The following is a 25,602-nucleotide window of genomic DNA, read 5'->3' as shown; positions in this document are numbered from 1 at the left end:
GCACATTCCTCGTGAGTCATCGGAAGCTGCTGGGCGACAGCGTGATTGCACCCTCTGCGCCAATCTCGACCTGTCGCACCGTCGCGCCCCAGCGCACCGTCCGCATCGTTTTGGGCGGCGCCCGCAATCGCGCTGATTGTAAGCCCCCATCCTGCCAGGCGACATCGATCGTGCAATCGCCCCGGGTTCGAAGGCCTGTGACGGCCCCGTTGGGCCAAGCGTCCGGCAAGGCTGGCAAAAGATGGATAGTGTCGCCGTAATTTTGCAGCAGCATCTCCACGATGCCCGCGGTGCCGCCGAAATTACCGTCGATCTGGAAAGGCGGATGTGCGTCGAACAGGTTCGGATAGGTTCGCTCCGGCCCGAGCAGGAAGTTCAATATGCCGTGCGCCCGGTTGCCCTCGCGCAGCCGCGCCCAAAGGTTGATGCGCCAGGCCGTGGCCCAGCCCGTCGCCTTGTCACCCCGGATCTCCAGCGACCGCCGCGCGGCCCTCGCCAGATCGGGCGTCCGGTCGACGTCGATCAGCCGGGACGGGTAGAGACCGTAGAGATGCGAAACATGACGGTGCTGCTGGTCAGGGGCATCGGCGTCCCAATCCTGCGGCCATTCCTGCAACTGCCCCTGCCGACCAACCTGCATCGGCAATAGCCGCGCGCGCGCCGCAACAACTTCGTCTGCAAATGGTTTGTCGCCGTCGAGCAGCCCCGCCGCCGCAACAGTCGCGTCGAACAGGTCGGCCAATATCTGCATGTCCATGGTCGGGGCATAGTCCAACGTTCCCCCATGGCCGTGCGGGTTTTCGGGTGACATGGACGGATTAGTGACGAGATGCCCCGTCCTAGGATCGACCTGAAGCGTATCGAGGAAAAACAGCGCCGCGCCCTTCAGCAGCGGATAGATCGACACCAGATAGGCCGCGTCTGGCCTATATTCATAGTGATCCCACAAATGCCCGCACAACCACGCGCCACCCATCGGCCAAAGGCCGAACTGCGCCCCGTCGATCGGAGCCGTTGCGCGCCACAGGTCGACATTGTGATGCGCCACCCATCCCCGTGCGCCGTACATGGTGCGCGCCGTCCGGGCCCCCGTCACCGCCATCTCCCGCACCATCTGGATCAGCGGTTCGACGCATTCCGGCAAGGCCGTGGTTTCCGCCGGCCAGTAATTCATCTGGGTATTGATGTTGATCGTATATTTGCTGCCCCAGGGCGGCGACGCGCTGTCGTTCCATATCCCCTGAAGATTGGCAGGCTGACTTCCAGGCCGTGACGAAGCAATGAGCAAATAGCGTCCAAAATCGAAGTAGAGCGCGGCCAGCGCCGGATCGTCGCCCGCGCCCGATCTCCGCACCCGCTCGTCGGTGGGCAGCTCCGCCGCTGCACTTGTACCCAGATCGATCGACACACGCCGGAACAGGCGGCGGTGCTCATCCCGCGCCTGCACCGCAACCTGAGCGAAGCTCTGGGTCTGTGCGGCGGCAATCTGCGCCGCCGTAACCGCCGCGGGATCACCCGACACGTCGTCAAACCACTTATAGCTGGTTGCCATCGCAATCAGCAGCGTCATCTCATCGCCGCCGCTTACGACCAGCCCCTCCCCATCCCGCACAACCTGCCCGCCCGGACACACTGCCTTGCACCGCATGTCGAAGCGCAGGGCACCCTTGATCGGCCCATGATCGCCATTCCTGCCCGACAGGCGCAGCGTATCGCCCGCCGTCGCATCCACCGACCAGTCTGCGCCCACCTGATCCCAAGCCAGGCGACAGTTAATCATCCCTCCCCGGCTGGCGCTTAGATGCACCGCGATCACTTGGTTGACGGGGCAGGCGACCACGCGCCGCCGATAGGTGACGCCCGCTATGGTGAACAGCGTTTCGGCCAGCCCCGTGTCGAGATCGAGCGACCTTTCATACCCTGTGGGGTCGCCCTTCGCGCCGGACATCTCGATCAGCAGGCTGCCCAGTGTCTGATAGGCCGCTTGGCTCAACGGCTGAGCCATTACCTTCGCATCGGCCAGCGCCTCGGCACCAGCGATATCGCCCGCAAAGATTCGTCGGCGCATCTCGGCCATGGCACCCAGCGCCTGCGGGTTGACTGGATCGTAAGGGGCTCCCGACCAGAAGCTGTCCTCATTCAGTTGCAATCGCTCCTGGCCGATGCCGCCAAAGATCATCGCGCCAATCCGCCCGTTGCCGACGGGCAGCGCCTCAGTCCATGCGCTGGCCGGCGCCCTGTACCACAGACGCTGCCTGGGGCGCTGCGCAGGGCGCGCACGAACGACGCCAGCCACCAAACCCGCTGGCAATAGCGCCAACAGGCCCCGGCGCGTCAGGGCCATGATGCCTCTGCCCGTCATCCGACGGGGGGGAAGGTCAGGTGCTGGCTGAAGAAGGGTAGGACATGGTCCTGAAACCGCGACGCGACATGATTGGTGTGGTCGCCGTCATAGATTTCAAAGCTGTTTGCAATGCCATACTCGTCCAGCCGCTCGTGCAGAGTGCGGGCGTCGTCCTTTAAGCCGTCCTTGTCGCCAACATCGATGGCAATCGCCTTATAGCGCCGAAGATCGCCGATATACTGGTCTACGAAGGCCAAGGGCGCATTGGCCGCCCATTTGGCCAGGACCGCATCCCTATGTTCGCTGCTTCCATCGGGCAGATCCAGATAAAGCGGCGGCTTTTTGGGATTGGGTGACCAAGCCGCAGCCGTCGCAAGTTGCGCACGCGCCAGGAAAGGGAGGGATGCGGAGTCAGCCGGTGTCTTGACCGCATCCAGCAATGTGGCCGTAGCCGGATCGAGTTGCGCTGCCGCTCTGGGCGAGAGACAGCAGGGACTCATCATATAGAGCGCGCCGAATATGTCCGCATGTTTCATGCCGATACGGGTCGTCCCATATCCGCCCATGCTGTGCCCGGCGAGACCCCTGCTCTTCCGATCGGCAATCGTACGATAATGGCTGTCGATGTACCGGATCAGATCATGCGCAATGAACCGCTCGAAATCGCCCGTCGTGACGGAACTGGAATACATGGAGCCGTTATGGATGGTCTTGGCATCGGGCATGACCACGATCATGTCTCTGGCGCCCTTTGCAAAGGCACCCTCCACTGTCTGGGGTACATGGATTTCCTTGGCCCATTGCTCCGCCCCAATCGAATAGCCGTGTAGCGCGTAGACCACGGGATAGCGGCGCTTGAGATCAGTGCCATAGCTGGGAGGAAGGATGACCAGCACAGCCCGTTCAGCGCTTTCGCCCTCCAGATTGCCAGCGATTGACGGGGCATGGACCGTGATTTGCGTGACCGTGGCTGGCACAGCGCCGGGTACGACCGCGGGCGCGCTTGTCGCCACCTGCGCGAGGACCGGCGGAACGCAGGCCAGCATGGTTGCCACAGCCATGCTCCATACACTGACACAGCGCTTCATCGCCCTCGCCCTCCCTATAGGTCAGCATATCGCTGCCACGGGTCGACAGCCGCCCGCCGCGCCATTGGTAGCGCAACCAAAACGTCAGTCAAGTGGCTGTCGGTCTACACATCCCGCAGCAGTCGCATCACCAGCGCGCGTATCCGCCCGTAATTTCCTGACGCCATCCTGCCGAGCACCCCGTGTTTTTCTGGCGGAAGATGGGCCAGAGGATGTCCGTCCGGTCGAAACACATAATGGTCGAAATAGGCGCGCCACGCCGCCCTCTCCGCCTCCGGCCGTTCGGCGATTGCGATCATCGACAACAGCATCGCAGTGTACGGCGCGTCCGGGCCGATGCTGAAATTGTCCCACCAGTAGTTCACCAATATGTTGAAGGGAGACGTCGCCTCGACCTGGTGCCACCACAATTTGGGCAGATACAGCGCGTCCCCGGCGTCAAGGTCTACCACTAAAGCTCGGTCGCGCGCAGCGGCGAAACGCGGATATCGGGCATCCCCCTCTCCCGCGTTCGCGGCCAGGCTGACGGGCTGCCCCGCCATAGTATGGTCGATTGGCCCAACATACAGATCGCCAATCGCATCAGGCGGATACAGGGTAAACCGGCGGCGTCCGGCCACGACGCAAGCCAGATTGTCATATGTGTCGTAATGACAGGCGATGACGGAGGCGTTGCCGATCCAAATTCGCGGGGCGACCGAAGGCGGCATAGCAGGAACCATATTATGCCGCGTAAATCCGGGCAGGTGGATGTCGATTGGCAATGATCCCAGATAACGAGTGGCGGCCTCACGATCCGTTGCGCTGACGACGATCTGCCGGATATGTTCGCTTATTCCTGCCGAATCTCGAACGAAGTTGAAGCCGTCCACCTTGTCGCCATAATGAAAGCGGCCCGCCAGATCGGCACTTCCGACAAAGGCCTCCGCCGTGGTTCCGGCATCGAACTGCCCAACATAAGCCGCGCCATGCTCTACCGACGCTGCTGCCGCATGCACGGCTGGCCAATCCGCACACAGCCCACGAATGACGACCGGCCGACAAGCAGAGACCATAGCAGCGAGGGATTGGACATCGCGAAGATCTCCTGCGTCCCACGTATCAACGATGTCGGCATGTGTCGCCATTGCGCCTACAATGTTCCTGTCAGTCGGTCGTTACGACGGCGAGCCAGAATCCCAACTTGCTGCAATGATCCGATCATCGTGTAGGCAAGTTGGAGATGGCCCGCCCGGAACAGCGCCAGGACGGATGCATCGTCAAGACGCCGTAACCTGTCCAGACTAACCGTGAACAGGCCCTGCAACGATAGCTTTTCGCCATCGTCAAAGCTCAACGATATGTCGAGCGGCTCGATCAACCGGTGCGCCAGCAAGGCGGCGATGAATTGTTCCGCCTCCTGCGTGCCAACCACCAGCGCGCAAAGCGCGGACTGGATACGGCGGAGCGCCGGAGCAGGTGCGCCGTCAGGCTCGAAAAGGCGGTGACCATCCTCTGCAGCGAATCGTGAATGCGCGGCGTCGATCGATATGTTGTCGTCCGTGGCGAAAAACCCTTCCCGAACCGATTCGAGCGATTCGAATGCGGCCTTGCCATCGGGGCGGTCGACGAGCAGTTCGCCGGGACGCAGCCCAAGCGCAGCGCCCGGATAAAACGCGCCCGTTTCCCTATGCTTGGAAAAGAAGATTGGGCAGGCGACCGCCGCTGCCGCAAACTCGCTCGGGACAATACGCACGAAGTGATTCGACAACGGAAAATCGCGCCGCAGCCGCAGTTCGCCGTGAATTTGCGGGTTCAGAATTTCTAGCGAATCCAAGCCATCCTCCTCTCAATTATTCCATCTGCATACGTCTTACCGGTTGCCCAAGGACAGCCTGCAACGCTGCATTTCTGGCTTCTTATGCCCTCAAAATGCGTTGAAAGAATACTCCTACAATAGATGTTGATCTACACATTAGATAGCGCTACCATAATCGCAAGCTGGGAGGTTCGGGATACCATCGCTGTCATAGCAGCAGGTGTTTCGATCCTCCGTTATAAGCTGTCATACCGGACGAAAACGATCCGTATGAACGCATTCCGTAGAGGATGAAGGGGAGGATAATGAATAACTTGCATACTAATCGCGCTCTGTCGGCTGTGAAACCATCGGTGAACATGAGAAAAAGACTGATGGCGGGTGCCGTCAGTCTGGCAGCATTGTCGGTCACGATGTCCGCCCATGCACAGCAGGCGGCTGATCAAGCTGCCGATCAAGCCAGCGCTGCGGAACTGCCTGCCGGCGATACCGATATCATCGTTACCGGCATCCGTGGATCGCTCCAGCGCAATCTCGACATCAAACGGTCTTCTGCCGGCGTCGTCGATGTCATCTCGTCGGAAGACATCGGCAAATTCCCTGACTCGAACGTCGCAGCCTCGCTGCAGCGCCTTCCCGGCGTATCTATCAACCGCTCAGGCTCTCGCGGTGAGCCGGACGGTATCACGGTGCGTGGCTTCGGCGGCGACTTCAATGAAACACTGATTGACGGTCGCCGTATCTCGACCGCCACGGGCGGTCGCTCCGTCGATTTCTCCTCGGTCGGTGCCGATTTCGTCGGCCAGCTTGCCGTATTGAAAACACCGGACGTATCGCTGTCGAGCAGTTCGATTGGCGCCACTGTCAACATTTCCTATCCCAAGCCCTTCGACAGCCCCGGCACACGCGTCGCGTTCAGTGCCTCGGGATCGGTCCAGGACGATGCGGGTAAAATCGTGCCGACCGTCGGTGCCCTGTTCAGCAAGACCTTCGCAGACGATACGCTCGGCATTTTGGTCGACGGCATCTACACCCGCCGCGACACACAAGTGAACCGTGTCTACGTCTCAGGTTGGCAGGGCGGCCTGTTCGCACCGTGCCAGCTGGCAGGCAGTGCAGCGGCAACCTGCGCACCATCGGATGATGTCGCATCGACCCCGTCTAACAGGAAAAGCGTTGTTGGCTGGTACGGCCAGCAATATGGTGCCGATCAGCGCTATACCAAAGATGAGCGTATCGATGGCCGCATCGCGCTGCAGTGGGCACCCTCCGACGACGTAGTCCTCACGTTGGACGACAATTATTCGCGGCAGAAGATTGTCACGGACATCTCCGGCTTCGGCGTCTGGTTCAACCAAGGGTCGATGCGCAATGTCGAACAGGATGAAAACGGCACCACTGTCGACTTCATCCAGCAAGGTTCGCCGACCGACTTCACTGCCGGCACCGACACGCGCGTTTTGGAAACCAACCAGGTCGGTTTCAACGTCAAGTGGGACGCGACAGCCAATCTGAAGATCGAAGCGGACGCCAGCTACTCCAAGAGCCGTCAAAATCCCGGCGGCGAGATCACCAGTGAAAATGGCGATATCGGCTATGGCGGCCTTCTCGGCACCACCAACGGCATCCGTGTCTCCGGTAACAGCAGCAAGGCGTTCCCGGAACTGACGGCCTTTGGTCCCAACGGTGACGCATCGCGCTGGACTGACCCAAGCATCATCGGATCGCACGTCACCGTGCGTCAGCAGCAGCTTAACAGCGACGAGATCAAGCAATTCCGTTTGGGTGCGACTTGGGAACAGGATAACCTGACCATCAAGTTCGGCGGTCGCTATATGGAGGATCGCTTCAAGCTCCAGAACAGCAGCACCTTCACCAATAATTTCTGGCAAGCCTATGCCGGTTACGGTGGGCCGTCCGGACAGGGTAGCGGCGTGCTGATCCCCGCAAGTCTCGTCAAGGGCACGATTGGCACCGATAACTTCATCCCCGGTTTTTCCGGCGTTCTGCCCCCCGGTCTGTTGCGCTATGATGCGAAAGAATATCAGCGTCTGTTGGAAGGCTTGGGCAATCCATATGCGCAAAACGTGCCGGGCTTTAACTATCCCGGTCCGACTGACACGACCAATGGCCTGCTTGGTTATCGTGGCATGTTTGATCTGCTCCTTGATCCGGGCAGTGTTCAGGACGTGCGTGAAAAAACATGGTCGGCCTATGTCCGGGTCAATTTCGAAGCCGAAGTTGCCGGTATGCCGTTCCATTTCAATGCCGGTGCGCGAGAAGAAATCACCAAGCTGGTGTCGGCAGGCGTTGGGCGATTGCCAACGTCGATCACGGGCAGCACGGCTGATCCCACGTTGCTGACAATCGGCTTCGGTCCCACCCAGCCGCTATCGACGAAAAGCAGCTATTCCTACTTCCTGCCGAGCATCGACATGAAGCTGGAGCTGACCGACAGCCTGCATCTGCGGTTCGATGCGTCGCGCACGTTGACGCGCCCTGCCCTCAACACGCTGACTCCCGTTCTCAACGTGGGTGTCGGCCAGCGCGTCGGCGCACTCACGGCGACGGGTGGCAATCCAAGCCTGCAGCCCTATCTCGCCGACAATTTCGATCTCGCGGCGGAATGGTATTACCAGCGCAACTCCTATGCATCCGTCAACTTCTTCATCAAGGATGTGTCGAACTTCGTTGTCGCCGGTACTCAGCGCCAGACGATCAACGGCGTAGTCGATCCGACGACAGGTGCTCCAGCGGTCTTCACCGTCTCGCAACGGGTCAACGGTCCGTCCGCCACGATCAAGGGGGTCGAACTGGCGTGGCAACATGTCTTTGGTGACAGCGGCTTCGGCTTCAACGCCAACGCCACCTTCGTCAAGACGAACAAGCCCTATGACGAGACCGATCTCTCCCAGAGCGGATTTGCTGTCACGGGCCTGGCCAACTCTGCCAACCTTGTTGCTTTCTATGACAAGAGCGGCTTCCAGTTCCGTACTGCAGTCAACTGGCGCGACAAATATCTGCGCGAGTTCGGTCAGGTGCAGAACAACTCGGCCTTCGGTGCGGAGCCGACGTTCGTAAACTCCAGCCTTCAGGTCGATCTTAGCAGCAGCTATCAAATCAACGAGCGCATCAGCGTGTTTGGCGAAGCGCTGAACATCACCAATGAAACGATCAGCACCCACGGGCGCTTCTCGAACCAGTTGCTGGACGTTTACGCTTATGGCCGTCGCTTCACGCTGGGCGCACGCTACCGCTTCTGACGGACCCCTCCTGCTGGGGGATGTCGACCTTGCGTTGACATCCCCCATCTTTTCATGGTGGCTGGTCGCATGATTAATCCCGTCAAAAATATCGTGATCGTAGGCGGCGGAACGGCCGGATGGCTCACCGCCGGTGTCATCGCCGCGCATCACCAAAGCCGTATGCCCGGCGGCTTCTCCGTTACGCTGATCGAATCCCCCAATGTTCCGATCATCGGCGTTGGCGAAGGCACCTGGCCCACGCTGCGCACTACGCTATCGCGCATGGGCGTTTCGGAAACCGATTTCTTCCGAGAATGCGACGCCGCCTTCAAACAGGGCGCACGCTTCAACCGCTGGACTACGGGCGCGGCGAACGACGGCTATTATCACCCCCTCATGCTTCCGCAGAGTTTCGGCCAGGTCAATCTGGCCCCGCACTGGATGGCAGGCGAAAGCGCCCGCAGTTTCTGTGATGCCGTCACGCCGCAGGGTTCGATCTGTGACGATGGCCTTGCGCCGAAGACAATCGCGACCGCGGAATATGACGCGATCGCCAACTATGCCTATCATCTGGACGCAGGCAAATTCGCTCCCTTCCTGCAACGGCATTGCTGCACGAAGCTGGGCGTCCGTCACGTGCTGGCCGATGTCGAGCGTGTCAACATGGCCGAAAATGGCGACATCGCCAGCGTCACTACGACGCAGGCTGGCGATATCGAAGGCGACCTGTTCATCGACTGCACCGGTTTCAAGGCGCTGCTGATCGGCGAGGCGATGGGCGTGCCCTTCAAACAGTGCAGCGACATATTATTCTGCGACACCGCAATCGCCATGCAGGTGCCCTATGACAGCCCGGACAGCCCGATTGCATCCCACACCATCTCGACTGCTCAGAGCGCGGGCTGGATATGGGACATCGGCGTACCGACCCGGCGGGGCACCGGCCATGTCTATTCCAGCAGCCATATCTCGCACGATGAAGCAGAGCGGGAACTGCGCGCCTATATCGGGCCTGCCGCAGATGGCCTGAACGCGCGCAAGATCCCGATCCGGTCAGGCCATCGCGAAACATTCTGGAAGGGCAATTGCGTGGCAGTTGGCCTCGCCGCCGGTTTTCTGGAACCGCTCGAAGCTTCGGCCATCGTCCTGATCGAATTGTCCGCCAAGATCATCGCCGAGCGTATGCCCGCTTGCCGCGAGGTAATGGACGTCGTCGCCTCGCGCTTCAACGCTACGACCCTTTATCGCTGGGGCCGCATTATCGATTTCCTGAAGTTGCACTATGTCCTGACCCAGCGCACCGACAGCGACTTCTGGCGCGACAACGTTCGGCCCGACAGCATCCCGGATCGATTGCAGGAACTGCTCCTGCTGTGGCGTTATCATTCGCCCTGGTTTCACGATGAGTTCGACCGTGCCGAGGAAGTCTTCCCCGCAGCCAGCTATCAATATGTCCTGTACGGCATGGGCTTTCGTACCGAAGTCGAGATTGAAGCGCTTGCCCGCGACGACGCCTTGGCGGAACAGGCGATGCGGGAGAATGCCCGCCAGACCGAGCGCCTGCGCGCCGGGCTGCCGCGTCACCGCGATCTTATCGACAAGATCGTCGCGCACGGCCTGCAACCCGTCTGAGGGGCTGCAGGCCGCCATAGCGATCAGGGTTTACTGAGCCTATCGGCCGCATTGGCCAGATCGATCCACGCCGCGCCTTCTGGAATGACATATTCATTCTCGCCCCAAAAGAACGGCCAGTCCTCGTGGTTCTCCGGAAAGTCCGGCTTCACCACCAGCACGCCGGGTACTACGCCACCAGCGATAAAGGAAAAGTCGGCCCGGTTATTACCATAGGCGACTTCCTTTGACCGCGTCCCTACCGCCGAAACGAAGGAGATATCCGACCCGGGATGATGCCCCGTCATGAAGGCAATGCCGCGATAGACTGCATCGCTCGATACGATGTCAGGAAACGCGCGGTGCAGCGCCGCGCTGGTAAGCGCATAACCCATCACCGTACCCGACCCTGCCCAGCCGCCAGTCGTGATCGGCACGCCAAAGGGATTGGCGCGCGCCGCTACCTCACTTTCCTTCACCCATTGCCGCACAACAGGTTCCATCGCTGCACGATAGGATGCGGGCATATAGGGAATGGCAGCAGCCGCCGTCATTGCATTGCCGCGAAAATTCTTCGCGATATCGGGCCACAACGCCATCACACGCTCTGCATAAACGGGTTTGCGCGTGGCGCGCAGCAGTTCGACCGCAGCAGCGAAGGATTCCGCATCAAGCGGCCCGCCGGTCGTATTGCCATGGCTGAACAGGTCCGGCGCATGAGTTTGCTCCCCCGTCCAGGCTTTTTCCGCAGTCGCCAAAGCCCGATCCGCCAGACTGTCATCCTGCCCCTTCAACACCCGCGCCGCCGCCGCCAGTCCAGCAATCGCACCGTAGTTGAGCGCGGAGGATTTGCTGGTGAAGACCCAGCGATCGTCCGGCGTCCCGCTGCGTCCATTGCGCACTTCGTGGGGCTTGAGCCCAGCATCATAAGGAAGACCGTCGGTTTTGTTCACCGCGTCGCCCAGATGCGTATATTGCGCCACGTCGGGCTCGACGATGCCGTGAATGGCATGGCCGACTGCATCGAACTGCGCCAGTAGTTGGATGGTGCCGTGTGCGACCTGCTGCACGATGTCGGGCTTACCGTCGGGGACGTGGATCTCGACATGTCGTCGTGCCGGATCGACGCTGACCGTATCGCGGTTCAGCCCGTACAGTTCGCGGCTTTCCACCAGCGATCTTATAACCTCATATTGCGACTGGGTGCGGATGTCGAAATCCCCCGCATCATACCAGCCGCCGACATTGAGGCCGGGTATCGTTTCTCCCGGCTTGTAGGGTGTGTCGGTCGTCGGTCCCTGTCGATAGAGGTCGATATGTTCGTGGTTCAGCGGCGCCTGACGGCCATCGTCACGATGGGAATCCCCATGCCAGACGCGATAGGCTTCATTGACCGTCATATGGTCCATCGCGACCGGGAAATAGACGTCGTTGGTCGGATGCCAGGCATCGGCATAGACATCCTGCGCGATCCGGAACGGCGCAGTGCGCACATCCCCATATTCCAGCATGTAGAGGCCCGACTGCGTCACAGCGCTGAAATCCAGTTGCAGATAATGATAGCGCAGATAATCGCCCCATTCCCGCGCAGGCCCGGTCGCAACCGGCGTCTGCGCGCCGTTGTCCCCGATCCGCAGCAGGCGAAGCGGCGGGCGACGTTTGTCGTTGCGATCCAGCTCCACCGTCGCCACCTTGGTGCCACCTGGGGCATAGCCCAGTTGGGAGTGCGCAATCACCGGCGGGCCCAACCATACCGGCACCGCATTAACGTCCACGGTCCATTGCAGCACCGTCCCGCTCTTCCCTTCAGGCAACAGCGACCGCAGCACGAACCACCCATTTTGTGCCTGATTGCGCCCGTCATACAGCATGATTGGCGCATTGCCGCTCACGGTAATGCGGCGTGCCGGGTCTTCGGGCGCCAGCACGAAGCGCGAGGCGCTGGCGATCGGCAGAGGGTCCGCCCCTGGCCCTTCGCTGCGCCCGCTCGCGGCGTTGCGCTCTGCGGTCAGGGTCATTTCGCTGGCGGGATAGCGCGGGAATATGCCCGTCGCGGCGTCGGCCACATAGCTGTGATGAAAATAAGCCGACGGCAGGAATTCCATGTTGAAACCGGCCTTGCCAGACAGCGCTTTCGGCAGCGGCTTGTCCAGCACCACGCTGATGACCACGGCCCCGCCCTTGCGCTCAGCCCGAACGACATAGTCCCATTTCAACTCCGCATAGCGCAGCCTCGTTTCGACCACCCCCGTCCGGCGATCCACCTTGCGGCTAACGACGGCAGCAGCCGGATCCCATTGGCCCGGCGTCGGGGACAGGCGCACGTCGCCATTGGTGGCGCTGCGAAGTCCCTGCTGAATGATCTCTATGCCACCGATCTTGGAATCGGCGAACAGTCCGTCATAGGTATTGGAAAAGACGAGGACATTGACACCTGCCCCCTCGAAATAGCCTGCTTCATTTAAATCGACGGCCGCTGCGGATTGCGCGAGCGCTGATCCACTCGTCAGCAGTCCGATAGCCAGCGCACAGCCTCTCAAATGTCGCAACATGCCTCTCATCTCCTTTTATGGTTGCGCTATCATTGACCGGTGATAGGCAATTTTGCAAGGTAAAGCAGTGGGAGTTGTGTGATTGTAATGATATCGCTATCGTGCTCGATATAAGCCGGAGAGGAACACCCTATGAAAATGAATATCGGCGGCGGACGCCCCCTTTTGCTTGTGCTGCTGGCGCTGACCGCAGCCTGTCAGAAGGATCCCGGTGCAGTATCTGGCGATAATGCAGCGGCTGGCACGTCGAAAAAATATCTGTCGCAGCCGCTGGTGAAGGACATCTACACTGCGGATCCATCCGCCCATGTGTGGAACGGCAAGATCTATGTCTATCCCAGCCACGATATCGATGGCCCGACGCCCGAGGACGATCTGGGTGCGCATTTCGAAATGCGCGATTACCGTATCCTGTCGATGGACAAGATCGGCGGCCCGGTCACCGTTGGCCCCGTCGCACTGGATGTGAAGGATGTGCCCTGGGCCGACAAGCAGATGTGGGCACCGGACGCAGCCTTCAAGAACGGCACCTATTATCTCTACTTCCCCGCCAAGGATAAGCAGGGTGCGTTCCGTATCGGCGTTGCCACGTCCAAAGACCCGATGGGTCCGTTCAAAGCCAGACCGCAGCCGATCAAGGGTAGCTATTCGATCGACCCCGCCGTCTTCACCGACGACGATGGCAGCAGCTATATGTATTTCGGCGGCATCTGGGGCGGCCAGCTTCAGCGGAATGTGACCGGCACATATGATCCCAACGGATCGAAAACCGACTTGGGCGCAGACGACAAGCCCGCCCTGATGCCTCAGATCGCTAAAATGTCCGGCGACATGACCGAATTCGCCGAAAAGCCGCGTTCCGTTCAGATCGTGGATGACAAGGGTAAGCCGCTGTTGGGCGGCGACCATGACCGACGCTTTTTCGAAGCGTCGTGGATGCACAAATATAAGGGCAAATATTATTTCAGCTATTCCACCGGCGACACCCATTATCTCGCTTATGGCATAGGCGATTCCCCTTACGGCCCCTTCACCTACAAAGGCCGCATCCTGGAGCCGGTTGACGGATGGACGACGCATCATTCCATCGTCGAATGGAACGGTCGCTGGTGGCTCTTTTATGCCGACACGCAGCTTTCGGGGCAGACTCGCTTGCGCAACGTGAAGGTCACGGAATTGTTCTATAATCCGGATGGCACCATCCGCACCATCGATCCGATGCTGAAGTAAGCTCCTTGCGGCCTCCTGCGTTCACGCGGGAGGCCGCTTGCCAAGACAGAATACCAAAATGGCACCGACAGCGGTCACGTCATTATTGTTTCGCCTTGCCCGTCGCAGCTACTATAGGAAATTGGCAATGCTAATCTGATATTGCTTTCCTTCCCAACTGCGCGAGAAACCATGACAACTTCGCGAACTTCCCGACGGCAACATAACGCGCCCACGATCAACGACGTTGCAAAGCATGCCGGCGTGTCGCCAATGACCGTATCGCGGGTTATCAATGACGAGCAGACTGTCCGCCCCACAACGCGGGAGAAGGTTAAGGCGTCGATCGCCGCGCTGAATTATTCGCCCAGCGTTGCCGCGCGCAGCCTGGCCGTTGGGGAAGAAACGCGGATCGGCCTGCTCTATTCCAACCCCTCCTCCTCCTATCTTTCCGAATTTCTGATGGGCAGCCTGGATCAGGCGGCGCGCAGCGGCGTGCATCTCGTGGTGGAAAAATTCGGTGACGACATGTCAGTCGCCGCCGTGATGCAGCAGTTGAAGAGCGGACGGATCAGCGGCATTATCCTGCCGCCGCCGCTATGCGATTCCCAGGAAATGCTGGATGCGCTGGCCAAGGCGGCAATCCCGGCCGTCGCGGTTGCCACTGGGCGCGCGCCAAGCGACATGCTGGCTGTGAGCATCGACGATTTTCAGGCTGCCTATGAAATGACACAGCACCTCATCACATTGGGGCACAGCCGGATCGGTTTCATCAAGGGCAATCCCAATCTGAGCGCCAGCGACCGCCGGTTCGAAGGCTATCGCGCCGCCCTGACCGAAGCGGGAATAGCCGATGACCCGTCCCTGTGCGCGCAAGGCTATTTCACCTATCGATCGGGGCTGGACGCTGCCGAAACGATCCTGGACCTGCCCAACCGGCCCAGCGCCATCTTCGCAAGCAATGACGATATGGCGGCTGCTACGGTTGCCGTGGCGCATAGGCGAGGCATGGATGTGCCCAGCGACCTGACTGTCTGTGGCTTCGACGATACACCGCTGGCGACGACCATCTGGCCCGAACTGACCACGATCCACCAGCCTATCGGAGAGATGTCGCGGGTGGCGGTGGAGATGCTGGTTCGCGAAATGCGCGGACGCCCAAAACCCGGTGCCGACACGGCGGAAACGCATGTGATGCTGGATTATAGTCTGGTCCGGCGGCAGTCCGACGCCGCCCCCAGAATGCGGCCCAAGGCCTGATCAGCAGCGACATAGGCGCGCCGCTTCCGGATCGGAAACGGCGCGCATAGTTTATCAGCCCTGCATGTCTTCCAGTTCCCGCCCCTTGGTTTCATGAACCATAGCGCGGACGAAGAAGAAGCTGATGAATGCAAAGACGGCGTAGCCCAGATAGGTAATCGCCAGACCCGGCGACGCTGCGAGCGCCGGGAAGCTGACCGATATCGCCGCGTTCGCAATCCATTGGGCAAATCCTGCGACCGCCAGGCCCGATCCACGGATCTGGTTGGGGAACATTTCGCCCAGCATGACCCACATGATCGGACCCCAACTGAGGTTGAAGAAGATCACGTAAAGGTTCGCTGCGATCAGCGCGATCAGACCGTTGCTGCCCGGCAAGCTCACGCCACCGTCCGCTCCGGTTATCGCCGTGGAAAAGGCCCAAGCGACAACGCCCAGCGTCGCGGCCATGCCTGCCGAACCGGTCAGCAGCAACGGCTTGCGCCCCACCCGATCCACCAGTGTCATAGTGGCGAGACACGCACCGATCGACAACACGCCCGAAAGGATGTTGATCTGCAGCGCATTATCTTCTGAAAAGCCGACAGCTTCCCACAAGGTCGCGCCATAATAAAACACGACATTGATACCCACCAACTGCTGGAAGATCGCCAGGCCGATGCCCGCCCAGACGATAGGCCGCACCTTGCCGCTGACCTTGTCGATCAGATCGGACAGCTTCGGACGATGATGATCCGCCGCCAGGCTACCCCGGATTTCCACGACCTTCCGCGCCGCCTCCTGAGCGCCAAACAGGCGCGTCAGTACCACTTCGGCATCGGCATCCCGTCCCCGGGCCACCAGATAGCGGGGGCTTTCCGGGATCGCCAGCAGCGCCAGCAAGTAAATGGCCGCTGGAATCGCTTGCAGCCAGAACATCCATCGCCAGGCCGGATAATCCAGCCATAGCGTTGCCGTGGAGCCGCCCGCATAGCGGGCCAGCGCGAAATTGGCGACAAACGCGCCAGTCAGGCCGGTGATGATCATGACCTGCTGGATACTCGACAAGCGGCCACGCACAGCGGCGGGGGTGACTTCCGAGATATACACCGGCGAAATAACGCTGGCAGCACCTACGCCCAAACCGCCGATAATCCGCGCAATGATGAACAGCGCCGAGGAACCGGCTGCCCCTGCGAGCAAAGCGCTACCAAGAAACAATATGGCTGACGCCATCATCACGCCGCGTCGGCCGATGATGTCGGCCAAGCGCCCGGCACCGAACGCGCCGATGGACGATCCGACCAGAATCGCACCGACGTTGATGCCGATGCCCAGCTTGCCCAAATCGAAGGCCGATTCCAGCCCCTTCTGGGTGCCGTTGATGACCCCGGAATCATAACCAAACATGAATCCGCCAATGGTAGCTACCGCCACGATTGCAGCGATAAAGGCCATATTGACCTTCTCCGCGCTCCCCTCCTGCTCCATCATCCTTATCCTTCCTATATTTTATAGTTTTGCGAGAATTCCAGGTACGCCGCACACCCCCGGATCGAAAGCGAACAGATCGCCCGCCAGTGGTTGCGCTCGACGCTCGGCCAGAGACAATCCCTTGGCCGCCGTGGTGGCATAGGCCGTCGCCAGCCCGTCGCCACCAAAGGCCACTTTGGTGACATTCGCCACGGGAAAGGCAACGCTTGCCATCAGCTTTCCGGCCGGATCATAGCGCCGCACGCCCCATCCGCCGAACAGGCCGATCCACAAGCAGCCTTCCGCGTCGATGGTCGGCCCATCGGGATATCCGGCGCCTTCCTCAATCTGGGCGAACACGCGAGTGTCATGCACGCCGCTGCCGTCTATCACGCTCCGCCAGATGGTGCGGCCGATCGTATCGACATGGTAAAGGATATCGCCATTGCGGGAGACCGCGGGACCGTTGGTGATGCTGACGGCGTCCAGTCCGCTGGCGACGCAGCCGGACCGATCCATGCGATAGAAAACACCGCTGATTGCCGTTTCGGAATCGTCCATCGATCCGAACCAGAGCGCACCGTCCGGGTGAACCGTCGCGTCGTTCAAGCGGTTACCGGGCAGATGCAATTCCGGCGCATGGACCAGCGAAAAGTCGCCATCGACTGGATCGAAGCGATGGATGCCGGTCTGAAGCCCCACCAGAAAGCGACCGTCGCTGTCCGGCAATATCCAGCCGATCTGCGCTGGAGCGGTCCAGCTTCGCACCGCCTCCAGCGCGGGATCGAAACGATGGATGGATGGCGCCTTGATGTCAACGAACCACAAAGCCGCGTCGTGGGCGACCCATATCGGGCCTTCGCCCAATGTCGCGCCCAGGCTCAGGACGGACCGGACTTCGCCTGCCATCTTTTCAGCGCCAGCCTGCATCGACGAAATAGTCATGACCGGTACACATCCTTGCATCGTCCGACGCCAGAAACAAAACCAGCGCCGCGACATCTGCAGGCAAAATCCGGCCGTCCAGACATTGTGCGGCGACGATCTCCGCCTCTCCCTCGGGCGTATACCATTGCATCTGTCGCGGCGTCTTCACATTACCGGGTACAATCGTATTTACGCGAACATTCTCTCGGCCCAGATCCCGCGCCATTGCGCGAGTCATGCCCTCGATCGCGGCCTTGGCGGTCTGATAGAGGATGAGGTCCGCCATTCCCAGATGCCAACTGATCGACCCGAAATTCAGGATGACGCCACCCCCTGCACGTCGGAACGCAGGCAGCACGGCCTGCGCCGTGAAGAACAGATGGCGCAGGTTGACGGCCATCCGCTCCTCCCAATATTCCGGCGTGACCTCCTGGATGCTGTGCCGGTCGTCATTGGCCGCATTGTTTATCAGTATATCCACGCCACCCAGCGCCGTTTCCACCTCGGCCAGCATCGCCTGCACCGCCGCAATATCGCGCAGATCGCACTGGCGAAAGATCGGCGCATGGGCTGCGCCGGGCGTTAGGCGATCGGCAACATGCTGCCCTGCATCTGCCACGATATCGCAAAAGGCCACGCGGGCACCCTGAGCGACGAAACCCTCCACAAGCCCTTCGCCGATGCCACTTGCGCCGCCGCTAATGAATACGCGCTTGCCCGACAGGCTGGGATAATGAGCACGATCTATCATGCCACGTTGCTTTTCAACAGGCCGCGCTTGGCGAGGTTGAACATGAAATCCGCCAGCCCCCCGGTCCAGGGCGCTGCATCCTTGGATGTCACAACTTCATTGGTCAGCCGACCCAGACGCGTCGTGGCGATAGTTACCACGTCGCCCACCTTGTGCGTAAAGCCCCTGCCCGGATCGTCACGGTCCTGCACCGGCGCAAACAATGTCCCAAGGAACAACGCGAACCCATCGGGATATTGATGCTCGCTCAACGTCTGGCGGACCAGTTCGAGCGGGTCGCGACTAATCTGGTTCATGCTACTCGTACCCTCCAGCCGATAGCCTTCCGGTCCATCTATCGTCAGGGCGACTTCGGCATTGCGTACGTCGTCAATCGTAAAATCGGCGTCGAACAGGCGGATCAACGGCCCCAGCGCGCAGGACGCATTATTGTCCTTTGCTTTGCCTAGCAGCAGCGCCGACCGCCCCTCGAAATCCCGCAGGTTGACGTCATTGCCCAGCGTAGCGCCGACGGCCTCGCCGGATGCGTTGACGATCAACACGATTTCGGGTTCCGGATTGTTCCAGGTGGAATCCGACCGGATGCCAATTTGCGCGCCTGCGCCTACGGTCGCCAGGACTGGCGCCTTGGTGAACACCTCCGCATCTGGGCCGATGGCGACTTCCAGATATTGCGACCATAGTCCGTCCTCGATCAGAGCCGCCTTTAACGCGGCGGCCTCTGGCGAGCCGGGATTAACTGCTCGGATGGAACCGCCCACCCGCCCTTCAAGCCGCCCACGTATCTCGGCGGCGGCTGTGGAATCGCCGCGCGCGCGCTCCTCAATGACTCGCTCGATTGCGGACAAGGCGAAGGTCACCCCACATGCCTTCACGCATTGCAGGTCGACAGGACTGAGCAACGGAAGGTCGAGCGCGTCGAGAGCGCCCAACCACTCGCCCTGCGCCGGATCCAACGGCAGACGGTCCATCAGCAAGGATATGGTGGGAGCGACCCGCGCCATGTCATAGGCCATACCATCTACGACCAGAATGGGCGTCGGCCCGGCGGGAGTCATCACCCGCCCCACGAAACGTCCCGCCCGCCAGTCCGACGGCAGAATATCCGCCACGGAACCATTGCCCCTCATCCTCAACTCCCGAATTTGTAAAACTGGTAGCGCTACCGACACGGAACTGGCATGTGTGTCAAGAGGTCTCGTGCATCGACGTCGCCGACGCCCATCTTTACGCGCATTTTGTTACCGAAGATGTCGCCTTTGGAACTCGTCGATCATCACCCATTGTTCAGCCGACGACCTATTTCGCAGGCTTGACATGCGAAGTGTTAGCGCTACCCATTCGTAATATCCGGATGAAGCCGGCTTAAAAACTCTGGGAGGAACGATGATGCGCAACCATGTCAATCGCCGCGAAGCGATATTGGATACGGCTCGTCCGGGTTGCGTTCCTGCGAAAGTTCTGCGCGAAACAGCCAAGGGCAAGGCCCGCCCATTCCGCGCGTCGAGCGCGCTTTTTATGCTGCTCGCCTCCACTTCGACAGCCCTTGCGCAGCCTTCGCCCGCGCGCGACGCGGCTGACGAGAAGGCCCGCCAAATCGTCAATGCGCTGACGCTCGACGAAAAGGTCCCTCAGTTGCTCAATGTCGCGCCCGCCATCCCGCGGCTGGGCATTCCCGCCTATAACTGGTGGACCGAATCGCTGCACGGCGCGATTGGCGCGGTGCCGACCACCAATTTCCCGGAGCCGATCGGTCTCGCCGCCACTTTCGACGCCCCCCTTATCAAGAACGTCGCCGCGACGATCAGCACGGAAGTGCGCGCGCTCCACAGCCTTGGCCGCGCAACCGGGCATCTGGGCCGCATCGGCACCGGTCTCGACACATGGTCGCCCAATATCAATATTTTCCGCGATCCGCGCTGGGGCCGTGGACAGGAAACCTATGGAGAAGATCCCTTCCTGACCGCCAGGATCGGCGTCGCCTTCATCCAGGGCATGCAAGGTGACAATCCGGACCTGCCCGATGTCGTCGCCACGCCCAAACATTATGCCGTCCACAGCGGCCCGGAACCCACCCGCCACACCGACAATATCTTCGCAACCAAGCGCGACCTTGAGGACACCTATTTGCCCGCATTCCGCGCCGCAATCGTGGAGGGCAAGGCCGGGTCGATCATGTGCGCCTATAACCGGGTCGACGGTCAGCCAGCCTGCGCGAGCGACATGCTGCTCAAAGAGTATCTGCGCGGAGCATGGGGCTTTACTGGCTATGTCGTGTCTGACTGCGACGCCGTGGTCGATATCTACGAACATCATAAATATGCCCCCGACGTCTCTACCGGCGTCGCCACGTCACTGAAATCCGGCGTGGACAGCGAATGCCATAACGGCACCGTTGCAGGACGGACGGACCTTGGGGACCGGTACAAGGAATCGCTCAAACGCGGTTATATCGGCATGGGCGACATAGATACCGCACTGGTCCGTCTCTTTTCCGCACGCTATCGCAATGGCGACTTGCCCGGCCTGACGGCCCGCCGCCCCAATGCCACACCGGTCAGCGCGATCGGCACGCAGGAGCATCAGGCGCTGGCGCTGACAACCGCCGAAAAAAGTATGGTCCTGCTCAAGAATGACGGTGTCCTGCCGCTGCGTCCCGGCGTAAAAATCGCGGTTGTCGGCCCACTGGCCGATGCCACACGTGTGTTGCGCGGCAATTATTCCTCATCCAAATCGGCCCCACCCATCTCCGTCGCAGACGGTCTGCGGCAGGCGATGCCCGGTTCTGCAATCACCGTGATCCCGTTCAGTCCCTCGATAACCGATGGCGACCTTGTCCCGGGATCGGCATTGCAGACCCCCGATGGCAAGCCCGGACTGCGCGCCCAATATTATAACGCAGTTGGCGACAAGAATTATGCCGCAAAGCCCGTGTTGACGCGCGTGGAGGACAGCCTCCTATCCCGTGCCTCGGAATTCAAACAGATTTCGAACAAGCACAAAATCGTCTGGAGCGGCTATCTGATTGCTCCAGAAACTGGCCTCTATCGCCTCGCGCTGACGGGCGTGAAAGGCAGCGTATCGCTCAATGGGAAGCCGGTGGTTTCGGCCACCGACTATTCCCGCTGGGCCGAACCGCTCAAACTGAGCGAAGTGCCGATGCGCAAGGGCGATCGCTACGCCATCAGCCTCGAGGGCGAAAGCAGCGTCTCGGCCAGTCCCGCGATCTTCTGGAAACGCATCAGCGACAACACCGAACGCGATCTGGCAGCCGGAACGAAGGATGCAGACGTCGTGGTCGCGGTTGTCGGCCTAACCTCCGATCTGGAGGGCGAGGAAATGCCGGTCAAGGTCGAAGGGTTCGACGGCGGCGACAAGACCACGCTCGACCTGCCCGCCGACCAGCGCGCCTTTCTTGAAAAGGCCAAGGCACTGGGCAAGCCGCTGGTGGTGATCGTCATGAACGGCAGCGCGGTCGACCTGTCCTGGGCAAAAGACAACGCCTCTGCAATATTGGAGGCATGGTATCCGGGGCAGTCAGGCGGCCTCGCCGCCGGCAACATTCTGTCGGGCAGGGTCAATCCCGCCGGTCGCCTGCCGGTTACCTTCTACCGCAGCGTCGCCGATCTGCCGCCTTTTACCGACTATGGCATGGACGGTCGCACCTATCGCTATTTCAAGGGCAAGCCGGTTTATCCGTTCGGCTATGGCCTCAGCTACACCAGCTTTGCCTATGGGCCGCTGCGGATCGAACCCGTGAACGGCGCATTGGAAAACGGCCTGACCGTCGTCACGGACATAACCAATACCGGCGCGCGAGAAGGCGAAGAAGTGTCGCAGCTCTATATTTCCCCCCCGGGGTTCGAAGGCGCTCCACGCACGGCACTACGCGGGTTCCAGCGTGCCTCGCTCCAGCCCGGTGAACGGCGCACCATCCGCTTCACGCTCTCCGCACGCGACATGAGCTTCGTGACGAACGAGGGCGAGCGGCAGTTGATCCCGGGCAGCTACCGTCTCAGCATCGGGCCGGGCCAACCGGACAGTGGCGTTCCGACGCAAAGCACGACCTATGCCATCGCCAAAACTGTAGACCTTCCTAAATAAATGCGTGCGCCGGCGCTCGCCCTGCTGCTGCTTGCCCCGATGGTCATGGCGCAGGGTCGGCCTGCAATCCCCCTCTCGCCACAGGTCGACAATAGCCGACCTGACTGGGAGAACCCGGACGTGTTCGAACGCGGCAAGGAGCCTGCCCGCGCCACTGGCTTCCCGTTCGAGGATCGACAGCGTGCCTTGGCCGGAGACCGCGCGGCATCGCGCCGCTTCCTTTCGCTCAACGGTTCATGGCGATTCTTCTTTTCGCCCAACGTCGATGGCGCACCGGCGGATTTCTTCCGCGATGAGTTCGACGTGTCGGGGTGGAAGACCATTCGCGTCCCCGCCGACTGGCAAGCCGAAGGGTACGATCAGGCGCGCTACAACAATATTACCTACCCCTTCCCCGCCAATCGCCCGCTTATCCCGCATGATCGCAACCCGGTGGGATCGTACCGGCGCGACGTGGACATTCCCGCCAATTGGGCCGGGCAGGATGTGCTGCTGCACATCGGCGCAGCGGGATCGGCCTACTATGTGTGGGTCAACGGGGTGCAGGTCGGCTACAGCGAGGACAGCAAACTTCCATCCGAATTCAACGTGACCCGGTATCTGCGGCCGGGTCGGAACAGTGTGTCGATCCGCATCTATCGCTGGTCGGACGGCTCCTATCTTGAGGATCAGGATTTCTGGCGCGTATCAGGGATCGAGCGGGAGGTGTTCCTGATGGCCGCGCCAAAGACGCGGATACGTGATTTTGCGATACGGGCGGGGTTGGTCAATGACTGGCGCGACGGCACGCTGGACGTCATCGCGAAAATCTCGCCCAGCGCGAAGCCAGTGTCACTGCGTGCCACCCTGGTCGACGGTGACCAGACGCTCTCGGCACGCACCATGCCCGTGCAACCGGGCAAGACCGAACAGGCCATCCGCATGGCCGACCGGGTGCCCCGGATACGCGCCTGGTCAGCGGAAGCGCCCAATCTCTACGCGCTGCTGCTGGAGCTATTGGACGACAAGGGCGCAGTCATACAGGCGACCGCGCAACGCATCGGCTTTCGCGACGTCGCGATCCGCAACGGACAACTGGCGGTAAACGGTCGCCCGATCACGATCCGCGGCGTCAACCGGCACGAGCATGATCCCGAGACATTTCATGTCATTTCGCTGGACTCCATGCGCCGCGACATTGAGATGATGAAGCGCAACAACGTCAACGCCGTGCGCACGTCTCACTATCCCAACGATCCGCGCTGGTACGATCTGGCGGACGAATATGGCCTCTACGTCATGGATGAGGCCAACATAGAATCCCACGCCTATATGGAGATGGGCTGGACCGGCGACGCGGAGCGTAAGCTCTATCAGCTTGGTTATGACAAAGCATGGGATGCCGCCCATATCTCCCGCGTCGCGAATATGGTGGAGCGGGACAAGAACCATCCCTCGATCATCTTCTGGTCGCTCGGCAATGAGGCTGGGATCGGCCCCGTGTTTGAAAAGGCGGCGACCGAGGCGCGTCGGCGCGATCCAACACGCCTCATCAGCTATCTTGGCTGGGGCACGCTTACCGACCCAAAACCGAACGCCTATGCCGACATCTTCGCGCCCATGTATTACAGCGTCGACCAGACCATCGCCTATGCTCGCGACCCCCGCTACACCCAGCCGCTGATCCAGTGCGAATATTCGCATATGCAGGGCAACAGCGGCGGCAACATGGCCGACTATTGGGAGGCGATCTACGCCCACCGCAAATTGCAGGGCGGCTTCATCTGGGACTGGGTGGATCAGTCCATGTATGCGCGGGACGAGAATGGCGAACCCTATTGGGGCACCGGCGGGATCTATGGGCCCAATCCCGGTGGCGACATCGAATTTGGCGATGGCCTGATCCAGCCCGACCGCACCCCCAATCCGCACCTGTTCGAAATGCGCAAGGTCTATCAGCCGATTGCCTTCCGCGCCGAAGATGTGGCGCGCGGCACGTTCACCGTCATCAACCGCCATGACTTCCGCACCCTGTCGGATTTCGATCTTGGCTGGTTGTTACTGGAAGACGGGATCGAAGTGGCGCGCGGCGACCTGCACACGATGACCGTCCCCGCGCGGACCGAAGCGCCAGTCGCGCTGGCACTGCCTGACATCCGCAAGCCCGGCCATGAATATGTCGTCACGCTCACTGCCCGGGCGCGAGGCGGTGCCGTGTCGCTAGTGCCTGCAGGTCATCTCATAGCGTGGGAACAGTTCGTGCTGCCGGTCATACCGACTGCACCCGCACCTGCAGTAACGGGTCCGGTCGTGCTGACCGAAGCGGATAACCGGATCACGCTATCGGCGGCGGGCACAGACCTGACGATAGACCGCGCGACCGGACTGATCGACTATCGCAAGGATGGCCGCGCGATTCTGGCGGGCGGAACCCCCAACTTCACCCGGGCGCTGACCGATAACGATATCGGGACGAAACTGGAGCGCACCCACGCACTATGGAAAAGAGCTTCCGAAACCCGCACGACAGAGGCGACGATCGCAGAACGCAGCGCGGACGGCAGTGTCGGCATCCGCGTACGCTTCGCGGTAGGTGACGATGCGGCACGTTTCGAAAACCGCTATGTCATGCGCGGCGATGGAACCGTTACGGTCGACGCCCAATTCACTCCGACCGCTGCAAATCTCCCTGACCCACTGCGGATCGGCCTGGCCTTCATCATGCCCACCGCCTTCGACAGAGTTGAATGGTATGGCAAAGGACCGCATGAAAGCTACTGGGACCGACAGGCCGGCGCAGCGCTGGGCCGCTGGACGGGCGCAATCGCCGACCAGAACCACGGTTATATGCGGCCACAGGAAACCGGCAACAAAGTCGGCGTGCGGTGGCTGAAGATCAGCGGCGCGAACCTGCCTTCATTCATGGTTACGGGGGAGCAGCCGCTTTCCACCAATGTCCTTGCCTTTCCTTATGACGACTTGGCAAAGCGACCACCCGGAACGCGGCGGAGCAGCGATATCCGGCCGCACGGCACGGTCACCCTGCTGATCGACAAAATCCAAAGCGGTCTGGGCGGCACCGATAGCTGGAGTTCGCTGGGTCGTCCGCTGGAACGCTATCGCATACCGGTCGCACCCCAGCGTTATGGCTTCACCCTGTCTGTTGCGGCCGAAACGGCTGCGAGCAAGGGCGCGTTACCCGCCACGGCATCCGGTACACCCATTGCCTTCTGACGATCGAATATTCGCGATCAGGGTTGGTTTACCCACCATCATCGTTTA

The 25,602-nt window shown here is 60.8% G+C and carries 15 protein-coding genes; 6 read left to right on the top strand and 9 right to left on the bottom strand.

Translation table 11 applies throughout. From position 1 onward, the window contains the following. Positions 1-16: 16 nt before the first annotated feature. From LQ220_RS09470 to LQ220_RS09455, 4 genes are all read right to left on the bottom strand, one after another. Complete coding sequence (locus LQ220_RS09470) at positions 17-2,344, bottom strand: glycoside hydrolase family 95 protein (RefSeq protein WP_230188046.1); 2,328 nt, start codon at positions 2,342-2,344, stop codon at positions 17-19. A 14-nt stretch (positions 2,345-2,358) separates the two neighbouring features. After that, the gene (locus LQ220_RS09465; protein ID WP_230188045.1) at positions 2,359-3,432 is read right to left on the bottom strand and encodes an alpha/beta fold hydrolase; all 1,074 of its coding nucleotides are present in this window, start codon (positions 3,430-3,432) and stop codon (positions 2,359-2,361) included. A gap of 104 nt (positions 3,433-3,536) precedes the next feature. Continuing rightward, the gene (locus LQ220_RS09460; RefSeq protein ID WP_230188212.1) at positions 3,537-4,487 is read right to left on the bottom strand and encodes a cupin-like domain-containing protein; all 951 of its coding nucleotides are present in this window, start codon (positions 4,485-4,487) and stop codon (positions 3,537-3,539) included. Between the two features lie 77 nt (positions 4,488-4,564). Then, positions 4,565-5,248, bottom strand: coding sequence for a SapC family protein (locus LQ220_RS09455; protein ID WP_230188044.1), 684 nt, complete (start codon positions 5,246-5,248; stop codon positions 4,565-4,567). Positions 5,249-5,535: 287 nt separating this feature from the next. Here LQ220_RS09455 and LQ220_RS09450 point away from each other — a divergent pair, with 287 nt between their 5' ends. Both LQ220_RS09450 and LQ220_RS09445 read left to right on the top strand, forming a co-directional pair. Further along, positions 5,536-8,493, top strand: coding sequence for a TonB-dependent receptor (locus LQ220_RS09450; RefSeq protein ID WP_230188043.1), 2,958 nt, complete (start codon positions 5,536-5,538; stop codon positions 8,491-8,493). A gap of 69 nt (positions 8,494-8,562) precedes the next feature. After that, on the top strand, positions 8,563-10,107 hold the full coding sequence (locus LQ220_RS09445) for a tryptophan halogenase family protein (protein WP_230188042.1): 1,545 nt from the start codon (positions 8,563-8,565) through the stop codon (positions 10,105-10,107). A 23-nt stretch (positions 10,108-10,130) separates the two neighbouring features. Here LQ220_RS09445 and LQ220_RS09440 read toward each other — a convergent pair whose 3' ends face one another. Further along, the gene (locus LQ220_RS09440; RefSeq protein WP_230188041.1) at positions 10,131-12,638 is read right to left on the bottom strand and encodes a glycoside hydrolase family 9 protein; all 2,508 of its coding nucleotides are present in this window, start codon (positions 12,636-12,638) and stop codon (positions 10,131-10,133) included. Positions 12,639-12,770: 132 nt separating this feature from the next. Here LQ220_RS09440 and LQ220_RS09435 point away from each other — a divergent pair, with 132 nt between their 5' ends. Together LQ220_RS09435 and LQ220_RS09430 are read left to right on the top strand one after the other, a co-directional pair. Further along, a complete protein-coding gene (locus LQ220_RS09435; RefSeq protein WP_230188040.1) occupies positions 12,771-13,868 on the top strand; it encodes a glycoside hydrolase family 43 protein in 1,098 nt (365 codons plus the stop codon). A 171-nt stretch (positions 13,869-14,039) separates the two neighbouring features. After that, positions 14,040-15,107 carry a LacI family DNA-binding transcriptional regulator gene (locus tag LQ220_RS09430; RefSeq protein ID WP_230188039.1) on the top strand — a complete coding sequence of 356 codons (1,068 nt, stop codon included), beginning with the start codon at positions 14,040-14,042 and terminating at the stop codon, positions 15,105-15,107. Positions 15,108-15,161: 54 nt separating this feature from the next. Here the strand turns inward: LQ220_RS09430 and LQ220_RS09425 are convergent, their stop codons facing one another. Genes LQ220_RS09425 through LQ220_RS09410 form a run of 4 tightly spaced genes read right to left on the bottom strand, consistent with a single transcriptional unit; the run spans position 15,162 to position 19,367 of the window. Next, a complete protein-coding gene (locus tag LQ220_RS09425) occupies positions 15,162-16,577 on the bottom strand; it encodes a sugar porter family MFS transporter (protein WP_230188211.1) in 1,416 nt (471 codons plus the stop codon). 21 nt (positions 16,578-16,598) lie between these two features. Further along, on the bottom strand, positions 16,599-17,504 hold the full coding sequence (locus tag LQ220_RS09420) for an SMP-30/gluconolactonase/LRE family protein (protein ID WP_230188038.1): 906 nt from the start codon (positions 17,502-17,504) through the stop codon (positions 16,599-16,601). Beyond that, complete coding sequence (locus LQ220_RS09415; protein ID WP_230188210.1) at positions 17,473-18,234, bottom strand: SDR family oxidoreductase; 762 nt, start codon at positions 18,232-18,234, stop codon at positions 17,473-17,475. The genes LQ220_RS09420 and LQ220_RS09415 overlap by 32 nt, the downstream gene beginning before the upstream one ends. Further along, positions 18,234-19,367: a fumarylacetoacetate hydrolase family protein gene (locus tag LQ220_RS09410; RefSeq protein ID WP_230188037.1), complete on the bottom strand. Its 1,134-nt coding sequence runs from the start codon at positions 19,365-19,367 to the stop codon at positions 18,234-18,236. Before LQ220_RS09410 ends, LQ220_RS09415 begins: the two co-directional genes overlap by 1 nt. A gap of 388 nt (positions 19,368-19,755) precedes the next feature. Here LQ220_RS09410 and LQ220_RS09405 point away from each other — a divergent pair, with 388 nt between their 5' ends. Both LQ220_RS09405 and LQ220_RS09400 read left to right on the top strand, forming a co-directional pair. Further along, the gene (locus tag LQ220_RS09405) at positions 19,756-22,341 is read left to right on the top strand and encodes a glycoside hydrolase family 3 C-terminal domain-containing protein (protein ID WP_230188209.1); all 2,586 of its coding nucleotides are present in this window, start codon (positions 19,756-19,758) and stop codon (positions 22,339-22,341) included. Further along, a complete protein-coding gene (locus tag LQ220_RS09400) occupies positions 22,342-25,554 on the top strand; it encodes a glycoside hydrolase family 2 TIM barrel-domain containing protein (protein ID WP_230188036.1) in 3,213 nt (1,070 codons plus the stop codon). Positions 25,555-25,602 lie beyond the last annotated feature (48 nt).

This window comes from Sphingobium sp. CECT 9361 (assembly GCF_918741285.1).
GTDB lineage: Bacteria > Pseudomonadota > Alphaproteobacteria > Sphingomonadales > Sphingomonadaceae > Sphingobium.
This window is presented reverse-complemented; position numbering and strand designations above follow the sequence as displayed.